Annotated in this window: 18 protein-coding genes; 10 read left to right on the top strand and 8 right to left on the bottom strand. The window is 64.2% G+C overall.

From position 1 onward, the window contains the following. Positions 1 to 43: 43 nt before the first annotated feature. The 5 genes from IEX64_RS17740 to IEX64_RS17720 all read right to left on the bottom strand — a co-directional run bounded on the left by IEX64_RS17740 (position 44) and on the right by IEX64_RS17720 (position 4,330). Positions 44 to 625: a nucleotidyltransferase family protein gene (locus IEX64_RS17740; protein ID WP_188821721.1), complete on the bottom strand. Its 582-nt coding sequence runs from the start codon at positions 623 to 625 to the stop codon at positions 44 to 46. Then, the gene (locus IEX64_RS17735) at positions 622 to 1,611 is read right to left on the bottom strand and encodes an XdhC family protein (protein WP_188821720.1); all 990 of its coding nucleotides are present in this window, start codon (positions 1,609 to 1,611) and stop codon (positions 622 to 624) included. Before IEX64_RS17735 ends, IEX64_RS17740 begins: the two co-directional genes overlap by 4 nt. 73 nt (positions 1,612 to 1,684) lie before the next feature. Continuing rightward, positions 1,685 to 2,287: a TetR/AcrR family transcriptional regulator gene (locus IEX64_RS17730; protein ID WP_188821718.1), complete on the bottom strand. Its 603-nt coding sequence runs from the start codon at positions 2,285 to 2,287 to the stop codon at positions 1,685 to 1,687. Positions 2,288 to 2,352: 65 nt separating this feature from the next. Further along, positions 2,353 to 2,958, bottom strand: a complete 606-nt coding sequence (locus IEX64_RS17725) for a murein L,D-transpeptidase catalytic domain-containing protein (protein ID WP_229710544.1) — start codon at positions 2,956 to 2,958, stop codon at positions 2,353 to 2,355. 127 nt (positions 2,959 to 3,085) lie between these two features. After that, positions 3,086 to 4,330, bottom strand: a complete 1,245-nt coding sequence (locus IEX64_RS17720) for a polyhydroxyalkanoate depolymerase (RefSeq protein ID WP_188821713.1) — start codon at positions 4,328 to 4,330, stop codon at positions 3,086 to 3,088. Positions 4,331 to 4,524: 194 nt separating this feature from the next. On the opposite strand from IEX64_RS17720, the gene IEX64_RS17715 reads away from it, so the two are divergent. The 8 genes from IEX64_RS17715 to ribA all read left to right on the top strand — a co-directional run bounded on the left by IEX64_RS17715 (position 4,525) and on the right by ribA (position 13,681). Next, on the top strand, positions 4,525 to 6,357 hold the full coding sequence (locus tag IEX64_RS17715) for an ABC transporter transmembrane domain-containing protein (RefSeq protein ID WP_188821711.1): 1,833 nt from the start codon (positions 4,525 to 4,527) through the stop codon (positions 6,355 to 6,357). A gap of 105 nt (positions 6,358 to 6,462) precedes the next feature. Continuing rightward, a complete protein-coding gene (locus IEX64_RS17710; RefSeq protein WP_188821709.1) occupies positions 6,463 to 8,598 on the top strand; it encodes a M13 family metallopeptidase in 2,136 nt (711 codons plus the stop codon). Between the two features lie 152 nt (positions 8,599 to 8,750). Continuing rightward, the gene (locus tag IEX64_RS17705; RefSeq protein ID WP_188821707.1) at positions 8,751 to 9,563 is read left to right on the top strand and encodes an undecaprenyl-diphosphate phosphatase; all 813 of its coding nucleotides are present in this window, start codon (positions 8,751 to 8,753) and stop codon (positions 9,561 to 9,563) included. A 5-nt stretch (positions 9,564 to 9,568) separates the two neighbouring features. Further along, positions 9,569 to 10,351 carry a polyphosphate kinase 2 gene (gene ppk2, locus IEX64_RS17700; RefSeq protein ID WP_188821705.1) on the top strand — a complete coding sequence of 261 codons (783 nt, stop codon included), beginning with the start codon at positions 9,569 to 9,571 and terminating at the stop codon, positions 10,349 to 10,351. Between the two features lie 145 nt (positions 10,352 to 10,496). Beyond that, entirely contained in the window at positions 10,497 to 10,664 is a 168-nt protein-coding gene (gene rpmG, locus IEX64_RS17695) for a 50S ribosomal protein L33 (RefSeq protein ID WP_013832249.1), read from the top strand. Positions 10,665 to 10,706: 42 nt separating this feature from the next. Continuing rightward, complete coding sequence (locus IEX64_RS17690; RefSeq protein WP_188821702.1) at positions 10,707 to 11,369, top strand: LolA family protein; 663 nt, start codon at positions 10,707 to 10,709, stop codon at positions 11,367 to 11,369. A 456-nt stretch (positions 11,370 to 11,825) separates the two neighbouring features. Next, a complete protein-coding gene (xth, locus tag IEX64_RS17685) occupies positions 11,826 to 12,614 on the top strand; it encodes an exodeoxyribonuclease III (RefSeq protein WP_188821700.1) in 789 nt (262 codons plus the stop codon). Positions 12,615 to 12,622: 8 nt separating this feature from the next. Beyond that, a complete protein-coding gene (ribA, locus tag IEX64_RS17680) occupies positions 12,623 to 13,681 on the top strand; it encodes a GTP cyclohydrolase II (RefSeq protein WP_373290168.1) in 1,059 nt (352 codons plus the stop codon). Between the two features lie 46 nt (positions 13,682 to 13,727). Here the strand turns inward: ribA and IEX64_RS17675 are convergent, their stop codons facing one another. The 3 genes from IEX64_RS17675 to IEX64_RS17670 form a co-directional block, all read right to left on the bottom strand. Next, positions 13,728 to 14,678, bottom strand: coding sequence for a right-handed parallel beta-helix repeat-containing protein (locus tag IEX64_RS17675; RefSeq protein ID WP_188821696.1), 951 nt, complete (start codon positions 14,676 to 14,678; stop codon positions 13,728 to 13,730). A 627-nt stretch (positions 14,679 to 15,305) separates the two neighbouring features. Continuing rightward, positions 15,306 to 15,428 (bottom strand): hypothetical protein, encoded by a 123-nt coding sequence (locus tag IEX64_RS24645; protein ID WP_268238466.1) that lies wholly within the window; start codon positions 15,426 to 15,428, stop codon positions 15,306 to 15,308. Between the two features lie 10 nt (positions 15,429 to 15,438). Then, entirely contained in the window at positions 15,439 to 15,708 is a 270-nt protein-coding gene (locus IEX64_RS17670) for a hypothetical protein (RefSeq protein WP_188821694.1), read from the bottom strand. Positions 15,709 to 16,044: 336 nt separating this feature from the next. On the opposite strand from IEX64_RS17670, the gene IEX64_RS17665 reads away from it, so the two are divergent. Next, entirely contained in the window at positions 16,045 to 16,230 is a 186-nt protein-coding gene (locus IEX64_RS17665; protein WP_039281077.1) for a DUF465 domain-containing protein, read from the top strand. A 71-nt stretch (positions 16,231 to 16,301) separates the two neighbouring features. Then, the gene (locus tag IEX64_RS17660) at positions 16,302 to 17,273 is read left to right on the top strand and encodes a TerC family protein (RefSeq protein WP_188821691.1); all 972 of its coding nucleotides are present in this window, start codon (positions 16,302 to 16,304) and stop codon (positions 17,271 to 17,273) included. Positions 17,274 to 17,433: the final 160 nt, after the last annotated feature.

Here is a 17,433-nt window from a genome sequence, read left to right as displayed (position 1 = left end):
CTCTCCCAAGCGTTTGGCCGCGAGGTCCCTGGCGCGCGGCGTTTCAGTTCTTGTCGGCCCGGTCCCTGCTCGCCAGCCACCCGAGGTCTTCGGGACGGTCCACGTCGAAATGTATGGCCGGATCTGTACAGTCGTCAAATACTACATCATCGCGCGTGCGCAGAAGGCGCCCGGCGCCTTGGTCGCCGCTAAGGTCAGCGATGTCCGGAAAGGCGGCGGAAGAGAGCAGGACAGGGTGTCCGGGGCGCCCGTCGTGCCGGGGCATGGCGGCATAGGCGGGACCGATCACTGCCGCGAGCCGGGCTGCCTCTGCATGCGGAACGCACGGCATGTCGCCCAGGAAGATGAAGGCCCCGTCGGCATCCGCCGCTGCGGCTATCCCGGCTTTCAGCGAATCGGACATTGCATCGCTGTTAATACGCAGGATCTCGACCGTGGGCTCGCCCGTCCACGTGCCAGTGTCGAGGCCGGGGCGAGCGACGACGATCACACGCTCCACGGGCGCGGCTCGGGCGGCGCGGATGGCGTGGAACAGCAGCGGTTCACCGTGGAGGGTGGCGCTGAGCTTGTCACTGCCGAAGCGCGTGGCATGGCCTGCCGCCAGTACCACCGCGACATGGCTCATGCCCGTTCGTGCGCCGGATTGAGCGCCTGCATGATCTCGGCGACGATGCCGGTGGCGACTTCCCAGGGTGACTTGCCGAGGCCGGGAATGCCCGGGGACAGGTGCAGGCGGTCAAGCTCTTCCTTGGTCGCGCCGAGTGCTTCCAGTGCTTTCAGGCGACCCTGAGCGCGCGACTTGGCACCGATCATCCCGACATAGCCCGCGCCGCCGCGAAGCGCTGTGAGGCAGCCGCCGAGATCGTGTTCGTCTTCGTGCGTGGCGCCGAGGTAGCCGGTCCAGCGGTCGACGCCGAGGTCCTGCAGCGCAGAAGCGGGGGCGGACCGCAGATACTGCGCGACGGCAAAGGGCGGCGGGGCCTGGGGGCCTTGCGGGCGGACCAGAATGGTCTCGAACTGACCCAGCGCGCCGAGTTGGGCAGCGGCCAATGCGCCGGGGTCGCCGCCCGAGACGATGAGGCGGCGCGGCGGATCGTAGCGCCGGGCAATCTGGAGAGGGTCTTCCGAGTACGTCAGCAGCGGCCCTGAAGCATCGCGAACCGCGCGCGTCTTGCCATCGCTTTCCCAGATGCAGGGGCGCCGTTCGCGGGCATGGCGCAGCAGCTCCGCGACTGCCGCATCATCGGATTCTACGCGCTCGAGAAGAATGTAGAGCGCGCCGCCGCAGCGCAGGCGGATGTCGATCCACGGACTGCCCAGGCCGTAGTGCAACCGGCGCGGTTCCCCGTCGGCAACGACCTGCGCGGCGTGATGGGCAACATCGCCTTCGATGCAGTCTCCGGAGAAGTAGCCCGTTGCCCTTACGTCGCCATCGTCACGAAGCGTGAACAGCATCTGCGCGCCGGGACCGCGCGGGGCACTGCCTTCGACACGGTAGAGCGTGGCGAACGCGGCGGGTTTCCCGTTCGCGACGGCCTCGGCCAGCGCCGGACGGATGTCGTCGACCCAGCCGAAGGTCGGCCAGTCGCCGTTTTCGATTTCTCCGCTCACAGGCTTTCACCCGAATGCCGCGACCGCATCGTGAGGCTTTCCAGTCTTATCAATGATACAGGGTGTTTCGTGACTATTGTGCAGGCGCGCGCTTTTCAACCTTGTCGCCGATGAGCGGGGCGATGACCAGACGGTGCAGGATGGTTGCCACGTCCTTTGCGTCGAGGTCGTTTTCCTGCCCCAGCCACCAGGCGAGAATGTCGAAGGTCGAGCCGGTTCCGTGGACCACACCCAGATCGGAGGGGAGCCACTCCGGCGTCGTGCGGGCTTCCTCCACCAGCGCGCGGGCCTGGCGGATGAACTCCACGCGCACGATGGCGGCGGCGCCGCCGGTCAGCAGCGCCGACCACAGCCGCGAATGTTCGGCGACGTAACGGCACAGCGCCAGCGTCGATTCATAGCTGTTGGATTCGTAGAGTACCGGGACTGTCATCGCTAAAAGGTTGCCGATCTCGTCGGTGGCGATGTCGCTGAGCAGCGCTTCCTTGTCGGGATAGTGCCGGAAGAAGGTGGCATAGCCGGTGCCGGCCCGCGCGGTGATTTCGCGAATGGTGAGCTGGTCGAACGACCGTTCTTCCAGCAGCGCGAGCAAGGCCGAATTCAAGGCCTTGCGCGACCGGATCTGGCGCGCGTCGGTCGGCATGGCGCGCTTTGGCGATGTCAGGGTGCCCTCCATGGCAGTTTGGTAACACTGCGTTGCATGAGTGTCGATGCCCGTGCGGGCAGGGCGAAGCGCTGCGATCAGGCCTCGCCGATGCGGTCGGCGAAGAGCAGCCGGCCGCCGGACAAGTGCCAGAGCGCCTCGTTGAAGCTCTCGTTGCTCATGGCGAAGCAGCCTTCGCTACGGCCGAGCTTGCCCCATTTTTCGATCATCGCCTGATCGACGTACCACGCAGGGTGCATCACGATCGCGCGTTCGAGCGCGGTGGAATTGTCGGAGTCCAGTCCCACGAGGCGAATGGAGGTGCCGTACTTGCCCTTGTACCACTCGCAGGTGAGATAGGCACCGCGCGAGGTCGCCTCGGAGCCGGGGACTTTGGAGAATGACTGCAGCCAGCCGCTGTGCTGCGGATCGGAGCCCTTGCCGTGCGCCAGCAGGAAGGAGCGGACCGTGCCCGCCTCAAGATTGGCGAAGTGCAGCCGGGGCTTCCATGAGGGCTGGGCAAAGTCGGCGATACCGACCAGATCCGAACGCCAGACCTTGTCCCCCACTCGCTGCACCTGCGCGGCTGCGACATCGAGGACGCGCCGTTCGTAAGGCGTCAGCGGAGAGGCCGATGCACCGGTCGCTACGGCATCTTGCGCCAGCGCGCGAACTGGGAGCGTCAGGCCAAGGCCTGCTGCCAATCCACCCTTGAGAACTGTTCTGCGTGCAAACGCGCGATCCATGCGGGTGGAAATACCACAAGCCGAGATGGCACGCCAGCCGGCCCCGACCGAAGACGGTCGCAGGCCGGTGTCGTATTGGCGCAGATCAGGCGACGATTTTCAGGGGTTTTTTCTGGTGCCGTCGGATCCAGTCCTCGAGCACCGGTGCAATCAGATTGCGCCACTTGCTGCCGTTGAAAATGCCGTAGTGACCGACGCCTTCGGCCAGGAAGTACTTCTTCTGCTCGTCAGGCAGCTTGGGGGCGAGATGCAGGGCCGCCCTGGTTTGGCCGATGCCCGAGATGTCGTCCTTTTCACCCTCGACGGCGAGCAGGGCCGTGTCGCGGATGCCGGCAAGGTCGATCACTTCGCCGCGGTGGACGAATTCGCCCTTGGGAAGCGAGTGGCGCTGGAAGACATGCTCGACCGTCTGGAGATAGAATTCGGCAGTCAGGTCGCAGACCGAGCGATACTCGTCGTAGAACGCCTTGGTCGCTGCCGCACCGTCCTCGTCGCCTTCGACGAGGTGCTTGAACATGCCGTAGTGGCTGATCATGTGGTTGCCGAGGTTCATCGCCATGAAGCCGGCAAGCTGCAGGAAGCCCGGATAGACCCGGCGCCCGGCGCCGGGATAAGTGAGCGGCACGGTGGCGATGACGTTGTTTTCGAACCAGGACAACGGCTGGTTCATGGCCACGTCGTTCACGCTGGTCGGTGCCTCGCGCGTGTCGATCGGGCCGCCCATCATCGTCAGCGTGGCGGGACGGCACGGATCCTCGTGCTTGCCCATCACGGCGGCTGCGGCAAAGGCGGGAACCGAAGGCTGGCAGACCGCGAGCATGTGCGTGCCCGGGCCGATGTGCCGCAGGAAGTCGATAAGATAGTCGATGTAGTCGTCGAGATCGAAACGGCCCGAGGCGGTCGGCACGATCTTAGCATCGGCCCAGTCGGTGATGTAGACCTCGCACGACTGAAGCATGCGCGTAACCGTGCCGCGCAGCAGCGTCGCGAAGTGGCCGCTCATGGGGGCCACGATCAGCAGCTTGGGCGCATTGGCAGGCAGACCGTCATGGTCGAAACGCACCAGGTTGCCGAAGGGACGATGCAGGATGATCGATTCGGTAACGCTGTGCTTCTTGCCGTCGATCTCGATTTCCTCGATGTCGAAATCGGGCTTGCCGCGCGCCATCGTGGCATGGGCGAAGACATCCAGGGCCGAGGCCATGATAGGTCCAAATCCGAAATAACCCATTGGCATGGCGGGGTTTGTCAGCATTTCCGCGCCGACCGAGGCCCATGCTGCGGCGCCATTCAGCATGGTGCGCTGCAACTCATAAGCATTGTAAAGCAAGATACGTCTCCTGGCCGAACGGGCGGCCCTGTAATCGGAATATGCCATAATTTGGGCTCTGCCCACCTTTTGTGCAATGCGGCATTTCCGAATAATCCGGCCAGTTGACAGACCGGATCGGGGCATCGGCGCGAGTTGTGACGGTTTTCCGGGCAACCCTTTCCCTTGGCGGTTCGAGGCTGTAAGGGCCGCGCATGGACGCCAATTCGGGTACGGCCGCACCGTCATCGAGCGAAGCCACCGGTAACGAGGCTCCTGCGCCGCGCCGCAGGAGCCTGGGCCCTCTGCGTCTCGTGTGGGGGCAGTTGTTCAACTACCCGAGCCGGGCGCTTGTCGCGTTATGCGCGCTGGTCGTCACGGCCACTTCGACCCTTGCCATTCCCTGGGGTTTCCGCCGGATCGTGGATCGGGGCTTTGCACAGGGTGCGGATCCGTCCGCGATCGGCAAATGGTTCCTGATCCTGATTGCGATCGTCTTCGTTCTGGCAATCGGAACGGCCATACGCTTCTATACGGTCTCCTGGCTGGGCGAACGCATCGTTGCCGACATTCGTCTGCAGGTGCAGCGCCATCTGTTGACCCTTTCTCCGAGCTTTTTCGAGTCGAACAGCCCCAAGGAAATCTCCTCGCGAATGACTGCGGACACCGCAGTCATCGAGCAGATCGTGGGCACGAGCGTTTCCGTGGCCCTTCGCAATGCGATCATGGCGGTTGGCGGGACCATCTACCTCCTGATTCTGGCACCCTGGCTGACAGCCGGGTTGCTGGGAACGATTGTCATCGTGCTGCCGCCGATCATCCTGTTCAGCCGGCGCCTGCGTTCGGTATCGCGGAGTAGTCAGGACCGGATCGCCGATATTGGTGCGATGACCACCGAAGTCCTCGGCGCGTTGCGGGTGGTGCAGGCGTTCAATCAGGAAAAGCGCGAATACGAGCGCTTCAGTGGCGGCGTCGAGCGGACGTTCGAGACGGCCAAGCGGCGTATCACGATCCGGGCGATCATGACCGCCGTCATCATGGTGCTGATCTTCGGGTCGATCACGCTGCTGATGTGGCGCGGTGCCGTTGGTGTGGCCGAAGGCACGATCACGGGCGGGACCATTGCCGCATTCGTCATTACCGGGGGCCTCGTGGCCGGGGCATTCAGTTCGCTGTCTGAAGTCTATGGCGATCTGGTGCGCGGCGCCGGCGCGGCGAGCCGCCTGGCCGAGCTGCTGAACGAGCGGCCGCTGATTTCGCCGCCTGCGCGCCCGCAGGCGCTGCCCGAACCAGCGCGCGGCAAGCTCGCTTTCGAGCGTGTGACCTTCCGCTATCCCTCGCGGCCCGATGCCGCCGCGCTTGACGCGTTCAGCCTCACAGTAGAGCCGGGCGAGACGGTGGCAATCGTCGGTCCGTCGGGCGCGGGCAAGTCGACGCTGTTCCAGCTCGCAGAGCGCTTCTACGATCCGCAAAGCGGCGTCATCAAGGTCGATGGCGTGCCGCTGACTTCCGCCGATCCCGAAGCCGTCCGCAAGCGTATCGCCCTCGTCCCGCAGGAAGGCGTGCTCTTTGCCGCCAGCGCGCGGGACAACCTGCGCTACGGCAACTGGCAAGCCGACGACGAAGCGATTTGGGAAGCGGCACGAGCGGCCAATGCCGAACAGTTCCTGCGCGACCTGCCCGAGGGGCTGGATACTTTCCTGGGTGAAGACGGCGCGCGCCTGTCGGGTGGTCAGCGCCAGCGCATTGCCATTGCCCGCGCGCTGCTGCGCGATGCGCCTATCCTGCTGCTCGACGAGGCGACCAGCGCGCTCGACGCCGAAAGCGAGAGGCTGGTCCAGAACGCGCTCGAACATCTGATGGCGCATCGCACGACGCTGGTGATCGCCCACCGACTGGCGACAGTGCGCAAGGCGGACCGCATCGTCGTCATGGAAAATGGCCGGATCGTCGAGGATGGCACGCATGACAGCCTGACGGCAGCCGGCGGCCTTTATGCGCGTCTGGCCTCCCTGCAGTTCGACGAAGGGCTGATTCCCCTCGGCTAACGACATTTAGGGACTGGCGTTGCGCGCGCCGGCAATTATATTTCGTGATTGTGATCGGTTTCCGGGCCGGTACTTTTGCTTTCAATCCCGAAAGAGGGGTCGCTCATGAACAAGTTCCTCGGAGGCGCGCTTGCCGTATCGGCCAGCGTTTCCGCCATTGTCCTTTCGCTCTCCGCCGCGCCTGCGCTGGCAGATGAAACCAACACCCCCGAACTGTCGACCGACTGGGGTGATTTCGGCATCCAGACGAAGTGGATGGACACCAGTGTAAAGCCGGGCAACGATTTCGACGAATTCGTGAACGGCAAGTGGAAGGCCTCGGTCGAACTCCCTGCGGACCGCACGCGCTGGGGCTCGTTCATCGAACTCAACGAACTGTCGCAGCAGCGCTTGCATGCGATCATGGACGATCTGGTCGCGTCCAATCCTGCGCCGGGCACTGACGCGGCGCGCGTGGCCGCAGCCTACAATGCGTTCATGGATACGGATGCCATAGACAAGGCCGGGCTGGCACCCGCGCAGCCTTACCTGTCCAGTATCTTCGCGGCCAAGACGCCGACCGACATCGTGCGCCTGTTCGGCAAGCCGGGATATATCTCGCCGGTGAGCCTCTGGGTCGACGCCGATCCCAAGAAGAGCGACATCTACGCGCTGCGCGCCAATATCGGTGGCCTCGGTCTGCCCGATCGCGATTATTACCTGAAGCAGGATGAGCGCTCGAAGGAAATCCGCGCGAAATACGTCTCGTACCTGTCGTTCCTGCTGGGCAAGGCGGGCTATGCCGATCCCGATGCGGCGGCCAAGGCCGTGCTTTCGCTGGAAACGCAGATCGCGCAGGCGGACTGGGATCGTGCCGGCGCGCGCAACCGCGACCTGACCTACAACAAGCTCTCGGTTTCGGAGTTCGAAGACCTCGGCGCCCCCGGCCTGCTGAAGACCTTCCTCGACACGGTCGGCGCTGAAAAGGCGAGCTATGTGATCGTCGGCGAAATGCCGCCGACGCCGGAAGAGCTGAAGGAAGCCGGCATCGACGCGGCGCAGGCCGGAGCGCTGTTTGGCGGCGGCATGCCGGCGCTGGCGAAGATGCTCGACACGGTGCCGGTTTCCACATGGCAGGCCTATCTCGCTGCCCACTTCCTCAGCAGCCATGCCTCGGTGCTTCCCACCGACATCGACGAAGCGAACTTCGACTTCTACGGCAAGACTCTGTCCGGCCAGCCCGAGCAGCGCCCCCGCTGGAAGCGCGGCATCAGCGCCGTCGAGAGCCAGGCCGGCGAACTGCTCGGCAAGATCTACGCCGAAAAGTTCTACCCGCCCGAACGCAAGGCGGCGATGACAAGGCTCGTTGCCAACCTGCGCGAGGCCATGGCCGAAAACCTGAAGGACCTGAAGTGGATGGGCTCCGACACGCGCAAGGAGGCGAAGGAAAAGCTCGACGCTTTCACGCCGAAGATCGGCGCGCCGGACACGTTCAAGGAATATGAAGGCCTGACCTTCTCTGCCACTGATCCGCTCGGCAACATGGTCGGCGCCGGTGAATGGCAGACGAACTTCGACATGAACCGCATTGGCAAGGAAGTCGATCGGAGTGAGTGGGGCATGCTGCCGGAGACGGTGAATGCCTACTACAACTCGACGATGAACGAGATCGTCTTCCCGGCTGCGATCCTCCAGCCGCCGTTCTTCAACATCGATGCCGACCCCGCGGTCAACTACGGCGCCATCGGCGCGGTCATCGGCCACGAGATGAGCCACGGCTTCGACGATCAGGGCTCCAAGTCCGACGGTAGCGGCAACCTGCGCAACTGGTGGACCGCCGCCGACAAGGCCGCCTTCCGCAAGCTGCAGGACAAGCTGGGCGCCCAGTACGACCAGTTCTGCCCTTTCGACGAGGGCACGACCTGCGTTAACGGCAAGCTGACCATGGGCGAGAACATCGGAGACCTCGGTGGCCTGAGTCTCGCCTATCGTGCCTACAGGCTCTCGCTGAACGGCAAGGAAGCCCCGGTGATTGACGGCTACACTGGCGACCAGCGCTTCTTCATGGCCTGGGCGCAGGTCTGGCGCAGCAAGATCCGCGAACAGCAGGCGCGCAAATACCTGGTGATCGACCCCCACTCGCCGCCGGAGTACCGCATCAACGGCATCGTCCGGAACTTCGACGAGTGGTACAAGGCTTTCGACGTGAAGCCCGGTGACGAGCTCTACCTGCCGCCCGAACAGCGTGTGCGGATCTGGTGATCGGCTGACCTGGTTGGCCATGGTGAAGCGGCAAGCGTATTGCCGCTTCACCATGAAAACATGCGTTAAGTCCGCCGGCGGACATCAAAAATATTGCATCGCAGCAGCAGCCGGGTTGACTTGCGCAGCGCGTCGGGCATGACCTGCTGCCGATGGACCTTACCTTTACCGCGATCCTCCTCGGCATTGTCGAGGGCCTTACCGAGTTCCTGCCAGTCTCCTCGACCGGGCACCTCATTCTCGCCACTGAACTGTTCGGCTACGATGCCGCTCAGTGGTCCACGTTCAATATCGTGATCCAGCTGGGCGCGATTCTGGCGGTTATCGTGCAGTTCTGGCGCACCTTCTGGGCGGTTGGCACCGGCCTGCTCGAACTCAACCCCATCTCGATCCGTTTCGTGCGCAACGTGCTGGTGGCCTTCCTGCCGTCGGCCGTGATCGGCCTCGCGCTCAAGGACTATATCGACCAGATGCTTGGCCAGCCGAGCCTTGTCGCCTGGGCGCTGATCGTCGGCGGTATCGCCATTCTCGTGATCGAGAAGGTTTCCAAGCAGGGCCCGCTTACCGGCGTAGCCGAACTGCCGCTCAACAAGTGCATCGGCGTCGGCGTGGCGCAGTGTCTTGCCATGGTGCCCGGCGTCAGCCGCTCGGGCGCGACGATCATGGGCGCGCTGGCCATGGGCGTGGAGCGCCGCACAGCGGCCGAGTTCAGCTTCTTTCTCGCCGTGCCCACGATGATGGGGGCGACCACGCTCGAATTGTGGGGCGCGCGTGAAAAGCTGATGGCCGGTGCCGGACCGGTGGGCTGGAACGAGATCGCCATCGGTTTCGTAGTTTCCTTCATCGTCGCGCTGGTTGTGATCAAGGCGTTCATGGCCTTCGTCAGCCGCTCGGGCTTTGCGCCCTTCGCATGGTATCGCATCGTCGCCGGTGCACTAGCGCTGTTCCTGCTGTCGAAGGTCTGACGGGAATGGGCGACGGGCTGGGACGCAAGGACTACGAAGCCCTGCTCGAGCCGATGCAGGAGGAGCTGGCCGGCATGGCCCGCTGGGTCAAGACGACTGGCGCGCGCATCGTCGTCCTGTTTGAAGGGCGCGACACGGCGGGCAAGGGTGGTACGATCCGCGCCATCTCCGAGCATCTCAACACCCGCCAGTACCGCATCGTCGCGCTTCCCGCGCCCAGCGAGCGTGAGCAGGGGCAGTGGTATTTCCAGCGCTACGTGCCGCATCTGCCCGCGGCGGGCGAAATCGTCCTGTTCGACCGGTCGTGGTACAACCGCGCCGGTGTCGAGAAGGTGATGGGCTATGCCACCGACACGCAGGTCGAGGCGTTCCTTCGCCATACGCCCACCTTCGAGAAGCTGCTGACCGACGATGGCATCCTGCTGTTCAAGTACTGGCTGACCTGCGATCAGGAAAAACAGGAGGAGCGGCTGTTCGAGCGGCTCGAGGATCCGCTCAAGCGCTGGAAGCTCTCTCCCGTCGATCTGGCGGCGCGTGAGAAGTACACGGACTACACCAAGGCGCGAGAGAAGATGCTGGAGGCGACCCATACCCGGCATGCCCCATGGACGCTGGTGGACTTCAACGATCAGAAGCATGGCCGCCTGACCCTGATTCGCGACCTGCTGGATCGGCTCCCGGATACGCGGTGCGATCCGCCCGAACTGGACGTGCCTCCACTCCCCAAAAAGCCCAAGAAAGAGAAATTCGACGTTCTTGAGCCGATCAAGCCCTTTCCGCTGCCCTGAACCGGCCGCTTCGGCTTGACTTTCCACCCTCTGTAACGCATGGGCCGCAACCTTGAAGGGCGGCGCATTGTAGCCGCCCGATGTTTTTCAATGGAACAGGCCGACCTGCCAGGGCGGCTGAAACGAGAGATTACAGGAACCCGCCATGGCGAAGCCCGCAACTGTAAAGATCCGTCTGGTCTCGACTGCTGACACTGGATTTTTCTATGTCACCAAGAAGAACCCCCGGAACACGACCGAGAAAATGAGCTTTCGCAAGTACGATCCCGTCGCGCGCAAGCACGTCGAGTTCAAGGAAGCCAAGATCAAGTAAGGTTCACGGTCGGTTAAAGGCTGTGTACCTAGGGACATAGCCATGAAAACCGTGACCAAGACCTTTCGCAAATGTGCAAGCGCGGCCGCTCTGGCCGCGCTTTCCGTTCCGGCCGTTCTCCCGTCTGCTCCGGCGCTGGCCGCGCAGACCGCTTCTGCCGACAAGAAGCAGCTCGCACAGGCGGTTGCCGCCCTGCGCGACATCTCGACGATGAAGGCCGACTTCGTCCAGACCGACCGCAAGGGGCAGCGGGTGAGCGGGACGCTGATTCTCCAGCGCCCCGGCAAGATCCGCTTTCAGTACGAAGACAGCGCGCAGATGCTGATCGTGGGCGACGGCAAGGCGCTGACGCTCGTCGACTATGCGGTCAACCAGGTCCAGCGCTGGCCGATCAGCAACAGCCCGCTCGGCGCTTTGCTCGATCCCAAGCGCGACGTGGCGAAGTTCGGCAAGGTGATCCCCACCGGCAATCCGAACGTGATCAGTGTAGAGGTGCGCGACACCGAACATCCCGAATACGGGATCATCACCCTGATCTTCGTTCGCAAGGCCTCGGCACCCGGTGGTCTGGAACTGAGCTACTGGGTGGCGCTCGACTCGCAGAATCAGCGAACCACCATTGCCCTGTCTAATCAGCGCTACGGCGTGTCGATCGACAAGAACGCCTTTCGCTGGAACGACCCGCGCAAGCGCAAACGTCGCTGAGGAAGCTCGTTCCGTCGCAGCCTGTGCCGAACCAGCGACAAATTGCGACAGTTTCCTGAATTTTGTTCACTTGCCAGCAAGGCATTCGCTCCTAAATTGAACTGGTCAGTACGGCTTGAGGCGGGTTTTCCCCCCTGTTGCCCACGCCTCCTGAACCGGCCGTACTGAACTAGCGTGACGAACGCTTATGGAACCCTCGAGCCTCTGCCCCCGGCTCGAGGGTTTTCCTTTGTGTATCGCTGATTGGCCCAGGTCGGGCTGCGAACGGCACTGGTCTGCGCTTCCGGTGCTCACGGCTCATAAGGCCGCCGCGCGCCGGTTCTCGACCAGCACCTCTTTCGCTCCGCCCGGACGAAAAACTCAGCACCGAAAATCTGCCTCGTCCGGCTGCGCTCTGTCGATCCATCGCCAAGCGGGCTCTGGCAATTCGTGGGCGCGGTGCCTAAAGCCTGCGCCATGAAGATTGCCACCTGGAACATCAATTCCGTTCGCCTGCGCATCGATCAGGTCGAGCGCTTCCTGACCGAGCACGAGCCCGACGTGCTGTGCCTGCAGGAAATCAAGGTCGCCGAGCACCTCTTCCCGCACGAGATGTTCGAGCGCCTGGGCTATACCCACCGCGCCATTCACGGGCAGAAGGGCTACCACGGCGTCGCCACGGTATCGAAAGTGCCATTCACCGAGTTCAGCCGCCACGACTGGCAGGACAACGGCGAGGCCCGCCACGTCGGTGTGGAGCTGCAGGGCAAGGGGCAGGGCCTGATCCTCGAAAATGTCTATATTCCCGCCGGCGGCGACATTGCCGACCGCGAGGTGAACCCCAAGTTCGGCCAGAAGCTCGACTTCCTTGGCCGCATGACCGAATGGGCGGACAAGATCGACCGGCCCACGCTGATCGTCGGTGACTTCAACATCGCCCCGCTCGACTGCGACGTCTATGACCACAAGGCGCTGCTCAAGGTCGTGAGCCACACGCCGATCGAGGTCGAGACGCTCGACCGCTTCAAGGACGCCCACGGCTGGGTCGATCTCGGCCGCGAGTTCATCCCTGCGCCCGAGCGCAATTATTCCTGGTGGTCCTATCGCAGCTACTGGCGCCAGAAGGATCAGGGGCGCCGGCTCGACCACATGTGGGCCTCTCCCGACCTTGCCAAACAGGCGACGGCGCACCGCTTCGTCGAGGAAACCCGCAAGTGGGAAAAGCCCAGCGACCACGTGCCGCTGATCACGGAGTTCGACCTCTGAGCGCAGGCCTGCCTTCTCCCGGTGCGCGCCGAGTGGCGCTGGCGCTCGATGCGCTGCGCCACGGTTGGCCGGTGCGCGTGGGCGACGGTGCCGTCTTGCTGCCCGCGGAAACGGGCTTTGCTGGCGGAGCGACGGCGCCGCGCATGCTCATTTCTGCAGCGCGGGCGGTTACGCTCAAGCTGGCCAACCAGCGCGAGGCGGCCGTGCCCGAAGCCCCGGTGCTGATCCGTGCGGCCGAGCCGTTCGATCTGGAGACCGCCCGGGCTGTCGCCGACCCGGCGCTGGACCTGATCCACCCGATGAAAGGGCCCTTCGCCGCCGAGCCCATCGGCGATCTAGAGACTGCCCGCACGGCGATGGAACTGGCGCGGCTCGCCGGTATCCTTCCGGCCTTCCTTGTGGCACCGACGCTCGATGGCGAGGTGCAGGATGTATCGACCGCGGACCTTGCCGAATGGAAGGACGCCAGCCGTATCTCCATCGCCTCGCGGGCGCGCCTGCCGGTGGCCGCTGCGGAGGATGCCGAGATCGTTGCCTTCCGGGCGCTCGATGACCTGCGTGAGCATGTCGCGCTGGTGATCGGCAGGCAGAATGGCGACCGGGCGCCGCTCGTCCGTCTGCACTCCGAATGCCTGACCGGAGACATCCTGGGCAGTCTCAAGTGCGACTGCGGGCCGCAGCTCGACGCCGCGCTGCATGCGATGGCGGACGAGGCCAGGGACGGCGGCTGGGGCGTGCTGCTCTACCTGCGGCAGGAAGGGCGCGGCATCGGCCTCATCAACAAGCTGCGCGCCTACCGGCTGCAGGATCAGGGCTTCGACACGGTCGACGCCAACAACCGGCTCGGCCTCCCGACCGAGGCGCGCGATTTCCCGGTGGCGGCGCGGATGCTGGAGCTGCTCGGCGTCCATGCGATCCGGTTGATGACCAACAACCCGGCCAAGGTCGCGGCGCTGCAGGAGGTCGGCGTCGACGTGATCGAGCGCGTCCCGCACCAGCTGCCGCCCAACCCGCACAATGCGCGCTACCTCGAAACCAAGCGCGACCGTACCGGGCATTTGCTCTGACGGCCGCGCAGGTGGCCCCTGTTCAGGACAGGGCCTCGCCCCGCGTCTATCGCTTCTCGTAGCGCACCAGACCGGGCCCCAGTGTGTTCGCGCCCAGTTCGACCGCATCGCCCGACCAGTCGGCGACGAAGGCGCTGCGGCGGTCGATGCCGGGGGCGAAGCGGGCGTTGTTGCTTTCGACCACGAGCCCACCGGAGGGGTGGTTGCGGTGTTCGGCGGCGACGGCGATGAAGGCCGAGTAGTTCTCCTTGTCGCGGCCCTGCACGAACCAGTTGCCTGAGATGCTTCCGGTGGCGCCGTCGGACAGGTCGATCATGTAGTTGGTGCCGCGCCCGCGGCTGTCGTCGAAGCTGGAATTGAGCACCGCCACGCGCGCGGCGCGGGTCTTGACGTAGTGCCCGCCGGTCCCGGCTTCGAAACGGCTGCGGGTCACCGTCAGCGCGCCGTAGTTGCCGACGTAGAGCGAGTGCGCGCAGCCCGAGCCTTCGCAGGTGCCCAGCCGGGTGAAGGTGGACTTGTCGATCGTGAGCGTGCCCGCCGGATCGTCGCCGGTGAGGATGCCCTGTTCGCTGTCGCGGAACCACGATTGCGACACGGCCAAGTTGCCATGCTCCAGCCGGATGCCCGCGCCGTTCTTGTCTGAGACGCGGATGTTGGCAAAGACGAGGCCCGAGACCGTGGCGCTGCGCCCGCGCAGCACCAGCGCGGCCTTGCCTTCGCACACGGCGCCGTCGAGCACCGACTGGCCGGGCACGGCGGCTTCGTAGGTCACGTCGCCCGCCGTCTGGATCGCGCAGTCGCCGAAGCGCAGCGAGGCGAAACGGATCGTGCCGCTGCCATTGCCGATGGCGTCCACCGCGTCCTGCAGCCGGGTATAGCTGCGGCCGGTTTCCACCACCGAGTAGGGCGCCGCGTTCTGCGCGGACGACAGGGTGGCCGGAAAGGCCGAGAATAGCAGCGCCGAGGCGGCGAGGGCGAGTCGATGGGTCCGGGTCATGCCCGGACCTTACCGCGCCCGTATCGCCAAGGTGTAAACGCCTTCGGCGCCGTCCCGCGGCGGGACGGGAGAGGGGCGAAACCTTGCAGCGGCGCTATCTTCAAACTTTGCCCACCTGGCGCATGGAGAGTTTCCGGAAAAGCCTTGTGGTTCAGATGGATGCAGGCACGCAAACTTCACACGCGCCGGCATGCGGAGAAGGGGAGGGAATGGACGGTTCAAGGAGCAGGGCAAACGAATGCCGCACGCAGTGTGGCAAGGTTTGCGGATGTAGGAAAATGCGGGGTGTGACGCAGCGAAGCGTGTGCGAGCCCACCCCCAACCCCTCCCGCCTGCGGGAGGGGAGTGCCAGCGCCCCATCGAGACCACATGCGAGTCTGCCCTCCCGCAAGCGGGAGGGCCGCGAGACTTGGCGAACCGTCAGGTGCGCCTAGTCGCAGCGGGGTGGGCTTTTAGCGAAGCTGGTGATTTGTTCGTCGCTCCACAGGATGTGAAACCGGAAGCTGTCTCCGTCGCGTGCGATCAGAGACGCTTCCTTGTTGTACCGGATATGAGCCAATGCGTGTTTGCGGCACTGTTGATTGGAATTGATAGCTTTCTCCACCCATCGGCGTCGATGGCGGTTGCTCAAGGCAAGCCGTTCTGCGTGACCCGCAGTTCCTTGATAAGCAAAAGCCAGCGTCCATACCCGCTGCGCTCTTTTCGGCGCAGGTCGCGGAAGGTTTGAATCTGTTCCGAAGGCGCTTTCATGAGCCGAAATTCAATCCCGCTCCCCCCAGCGCCATTTCCAGCGGCCGCGGGTGCGTTTGGCGGCGATGGCGATCAGCAGCACTGTCAGAACCAGAATCAGCACCCAGGCGACAGCCTGCTCGGCGGGATCACCGGTCTGTGCCAGCATGAGGGCACCGGCGATGCCTGCGCAGTAGGCGGCGAGCAGGGCCCAGCCTTGCCAGGCGATGGGCAGGCCGGCGCCGTAGCCGTAGCGTTTTGGGGCGAACCAATCGCCTTTTTTCAGGAACATGTGCAGCATTGGACGTCGTCCTCATGGCCTCGGCCTGCGGGGAATACCCGATCAAGCCGGGGTGAGACTATCGGTTCTCGGGGCCGCTCAAAAGCGGCGTGTCGAAGAAACTTGAAAAAAGAGCGATTCGGTCTTAAAAGGGGCGTGCGGGCCGGGCCCCTCTGGCGCGCCGTATGATCTGGCCGGGATCCCGGCAGTATCTGTGGCGCGTGATGTCGGACCGCATCGGGTTGACCGATGCAGGATCCGGTGGCGCTATCCAAGGATCCCCCCGAAACTCCGGCTCGCCGGTGTCTTGCGTCGGTTCCTCCCGATCGAACCCAACTTGTTCGACAGGGAATGAAGATGACCGAACGTATGTTCCAATTGCTCGAGCGTTATCAGAAGCTCGATGCCTTGCTCGCAACCGCCAGGGCGAGGCGCTTTGTCGATCCGATCGAGATCGCGAGGCTCAGGGAGCGGAAATCACACCTCAGGGGCAGGCTGGCGCGGCTGTTATCCCCCCCGACCGCCAGCGCAACGGGCCTGTAACCCACGCGCCGGCGCGCCCTCCCCATGGGTGCGTCGGCGCAACCCGTTTCTCCATCGCGAGTTACACCTGAATGGATTTTCTGTTTCTCGACTGGCTGGGAACCCCGGCCTGGTTCTGGCTGGCCTTTGCCGGCCTCGTCCTGCTTCTCACCGCCTTCGACCTCGGCGTCCTCCACAAGGACGACCGGGAAATGGGCATTTCCGAATCGCTCAGGCTGTCCGTCTTCTACATCGCCATCGCCATGCTGTTCGGCGGCTGGATCTGGTGGGCGAAAGGCAGCGGGCCGGGCATCGAGTATTTCACCGGATACTTCATCGAGAAGGCGCTCTCGATCGACAACGTCTTCGTGATCTCGATGATCTTCGGCTTCTTCGCGATTGCCCCGAAATACCAGTACCGCGCGCTGCTGTGGGGCATTCTCGCGGTGATCGTGCTGCGCGGGCTGATGATCGCGGGCGGCGCGGCGCTGATCGCGCAGGCCTATTGGGTGATGTACCTGTTCGCCGCCTTCCTGATCTTCACCGGCGTGAAGATGCTGCTGTCGCGCGATCCCGATCCCGACATCGGCAACAACTTCGTGATCCGCTGGATCTCGCGCCACATGCGGGTGACCAAGCAGCATCACGGGCAGCACTTCTTCGTGCGCGAGCGGGATGGCGCGGGCAAGCTGGTCTGGGCCGCGACGCCGCTGTTTCTGGCGCTGGTGGTGATCAACCTCGCCGACCTTGTCTTCGCGGTGGACTCGGTGCCGGCGATCTTCTCGATCACGACGGACACCTTCATCGTCTATACCTCAAACATCATGGCGATCCTCGGCCTGCGCGCGCTCTACTTCGCGCTGGCGGCGATGGTGCACCGCTTCCACTATCTGAAGTATGCGCTGGCGCTGGTGCTGGTGTTCATCGGCGGCAAGATCCTCATCGCCGACTTCGCGCTGGGCGGGGCCAAGTTCCCGCCGCTGATCAGCCTGGGCGTAACCCTGGCACTGATCGCGGGCGGTGTCGGCTGGTCCTTGTGGAAGACCCGTGCACAGGTCTCCTAGGCGGCGTGGGTGAATTCGAACGTCCGGTTTCGCTCCGTTGCGGACATTCAGTAAAGCGGATCAACGCCGGTAACGGGTGCGCTCTTCCGCCCATGGGCCTGTCAGTAATTTTGTGCGCGAGGTCATATAGATGGAATGGAAAGGACCATCGATATGGCGA

This window comes from Novosphingobium indicum (genome assembly GCF_014645195.1).
Classification (GTDB): domain Bacteria; phylum Pseudomonadota; class Alphaproteobacteria; order Sphingomonadales; family Sphingomonadaceae; genus Novosphingobium; species Novosphingobium indicum.
This window is presented reverse-complemented; position numbering and strand designations above follow the sequence as displayed.

Bases quoted from the DNA above. Each gene is read 5' to 3' on its own strand.
- IEX64_RS17705 (WP_188821707.1), top strand. From the start codon at position 8,751: ATGGACCTTACCTTTACCGCGATCCTCCTCGGCATTGTCGAGGGCCTT.
- IEX64_RS17660 (WP_188821691.1), top strand. From the start codon at position 16,302: ATGGATTTTCTGTTTCTCGACTGGCTGGGAACCCCGGCCTGGTTCTGG.
- IEX64_RS17690 (WP_188821702.1), top strand. From the start codon at position 10,707: ATGAAAACCGTGACCAAGACCTTTCGCAAATGTGCAAGCGCGGCCGCT.
- xth (WP_188821700.1), top strand. From the start codon at position 11,826: ATGAAGATTGCCACCTGGAACATCAATTCCGTTCGCCTGCGCATCGAT.
- IEX64_RS17710 (WP_188821709.1), top strand. From the start codon at position 6,463: ATGAACAAGTTCCTCGGAGGCGCGCTTGCCGTATCGGCCAGCGTTTCC.
- IEX64_RS17730 (WP_188821718.1), bottom strand. From the start codon at position 2,287: ATGGAGGGCACCCTGACATCGCCAAAGCGCGCCATGCCGACCGACGCG.
- IEX64_RS17670 (WP_188821694.1), bottom strand. From the start codon at position 15,708: ATGCTGCACATGTTCCTGAAAAAAGGCGATTGGTTCGCCCCAAAACGC.
- IEX64_RS17715 (WP_188821711.1), top strand. From the start codon at position 4,525: ATGGACGCCAATTCGGGTACGGCCGCACCGTCATCGAGCGAAGCCACC.
- IEX64_RS17675 (WP_188821696.1), bottom strand. From the start codon at position 14,678: ATGACCCGGACCCATCGACTCGCCCTCGCCGCCTCGGCGCTGCTATTC.
- ppk2 (WP_188821705.1), top strand. From the start codon at position 9,569: ATGGGCGACGGGCTGGGACGCAAGGACTACGAAGCCCTGCTCGAGCCG.
- IEX64_RS17740 (WP_188821721.1), bottom strand. From the start codon at position 625: ATGAGCCATGTCGCGGTGGTACTGGCGGCAGGCCATGCCACGCGCTTC.
- rpmG (WP_013832249.1), top strand. From the start codon at position 10,497: ATGGCGAAGCCCGCAACTGTAAAGATCCGTCTGGTCTCGACTGCTGAC.
- IEX64_RS24645 (WP_268238466.1), bottom strand. From the start codon at position 15,428: ATGAAAGCGCCTTCGGAACAGATTCAAACCTTCCGCGACCTGCGCCGA.
- IEX64_RS17665 (WP_039281077.1), top strand. From the start codon at position 16,045: ATGACCGAACGTATGTTCCAATTGCTCGAGCGTTATCAGAAGCTCGAT.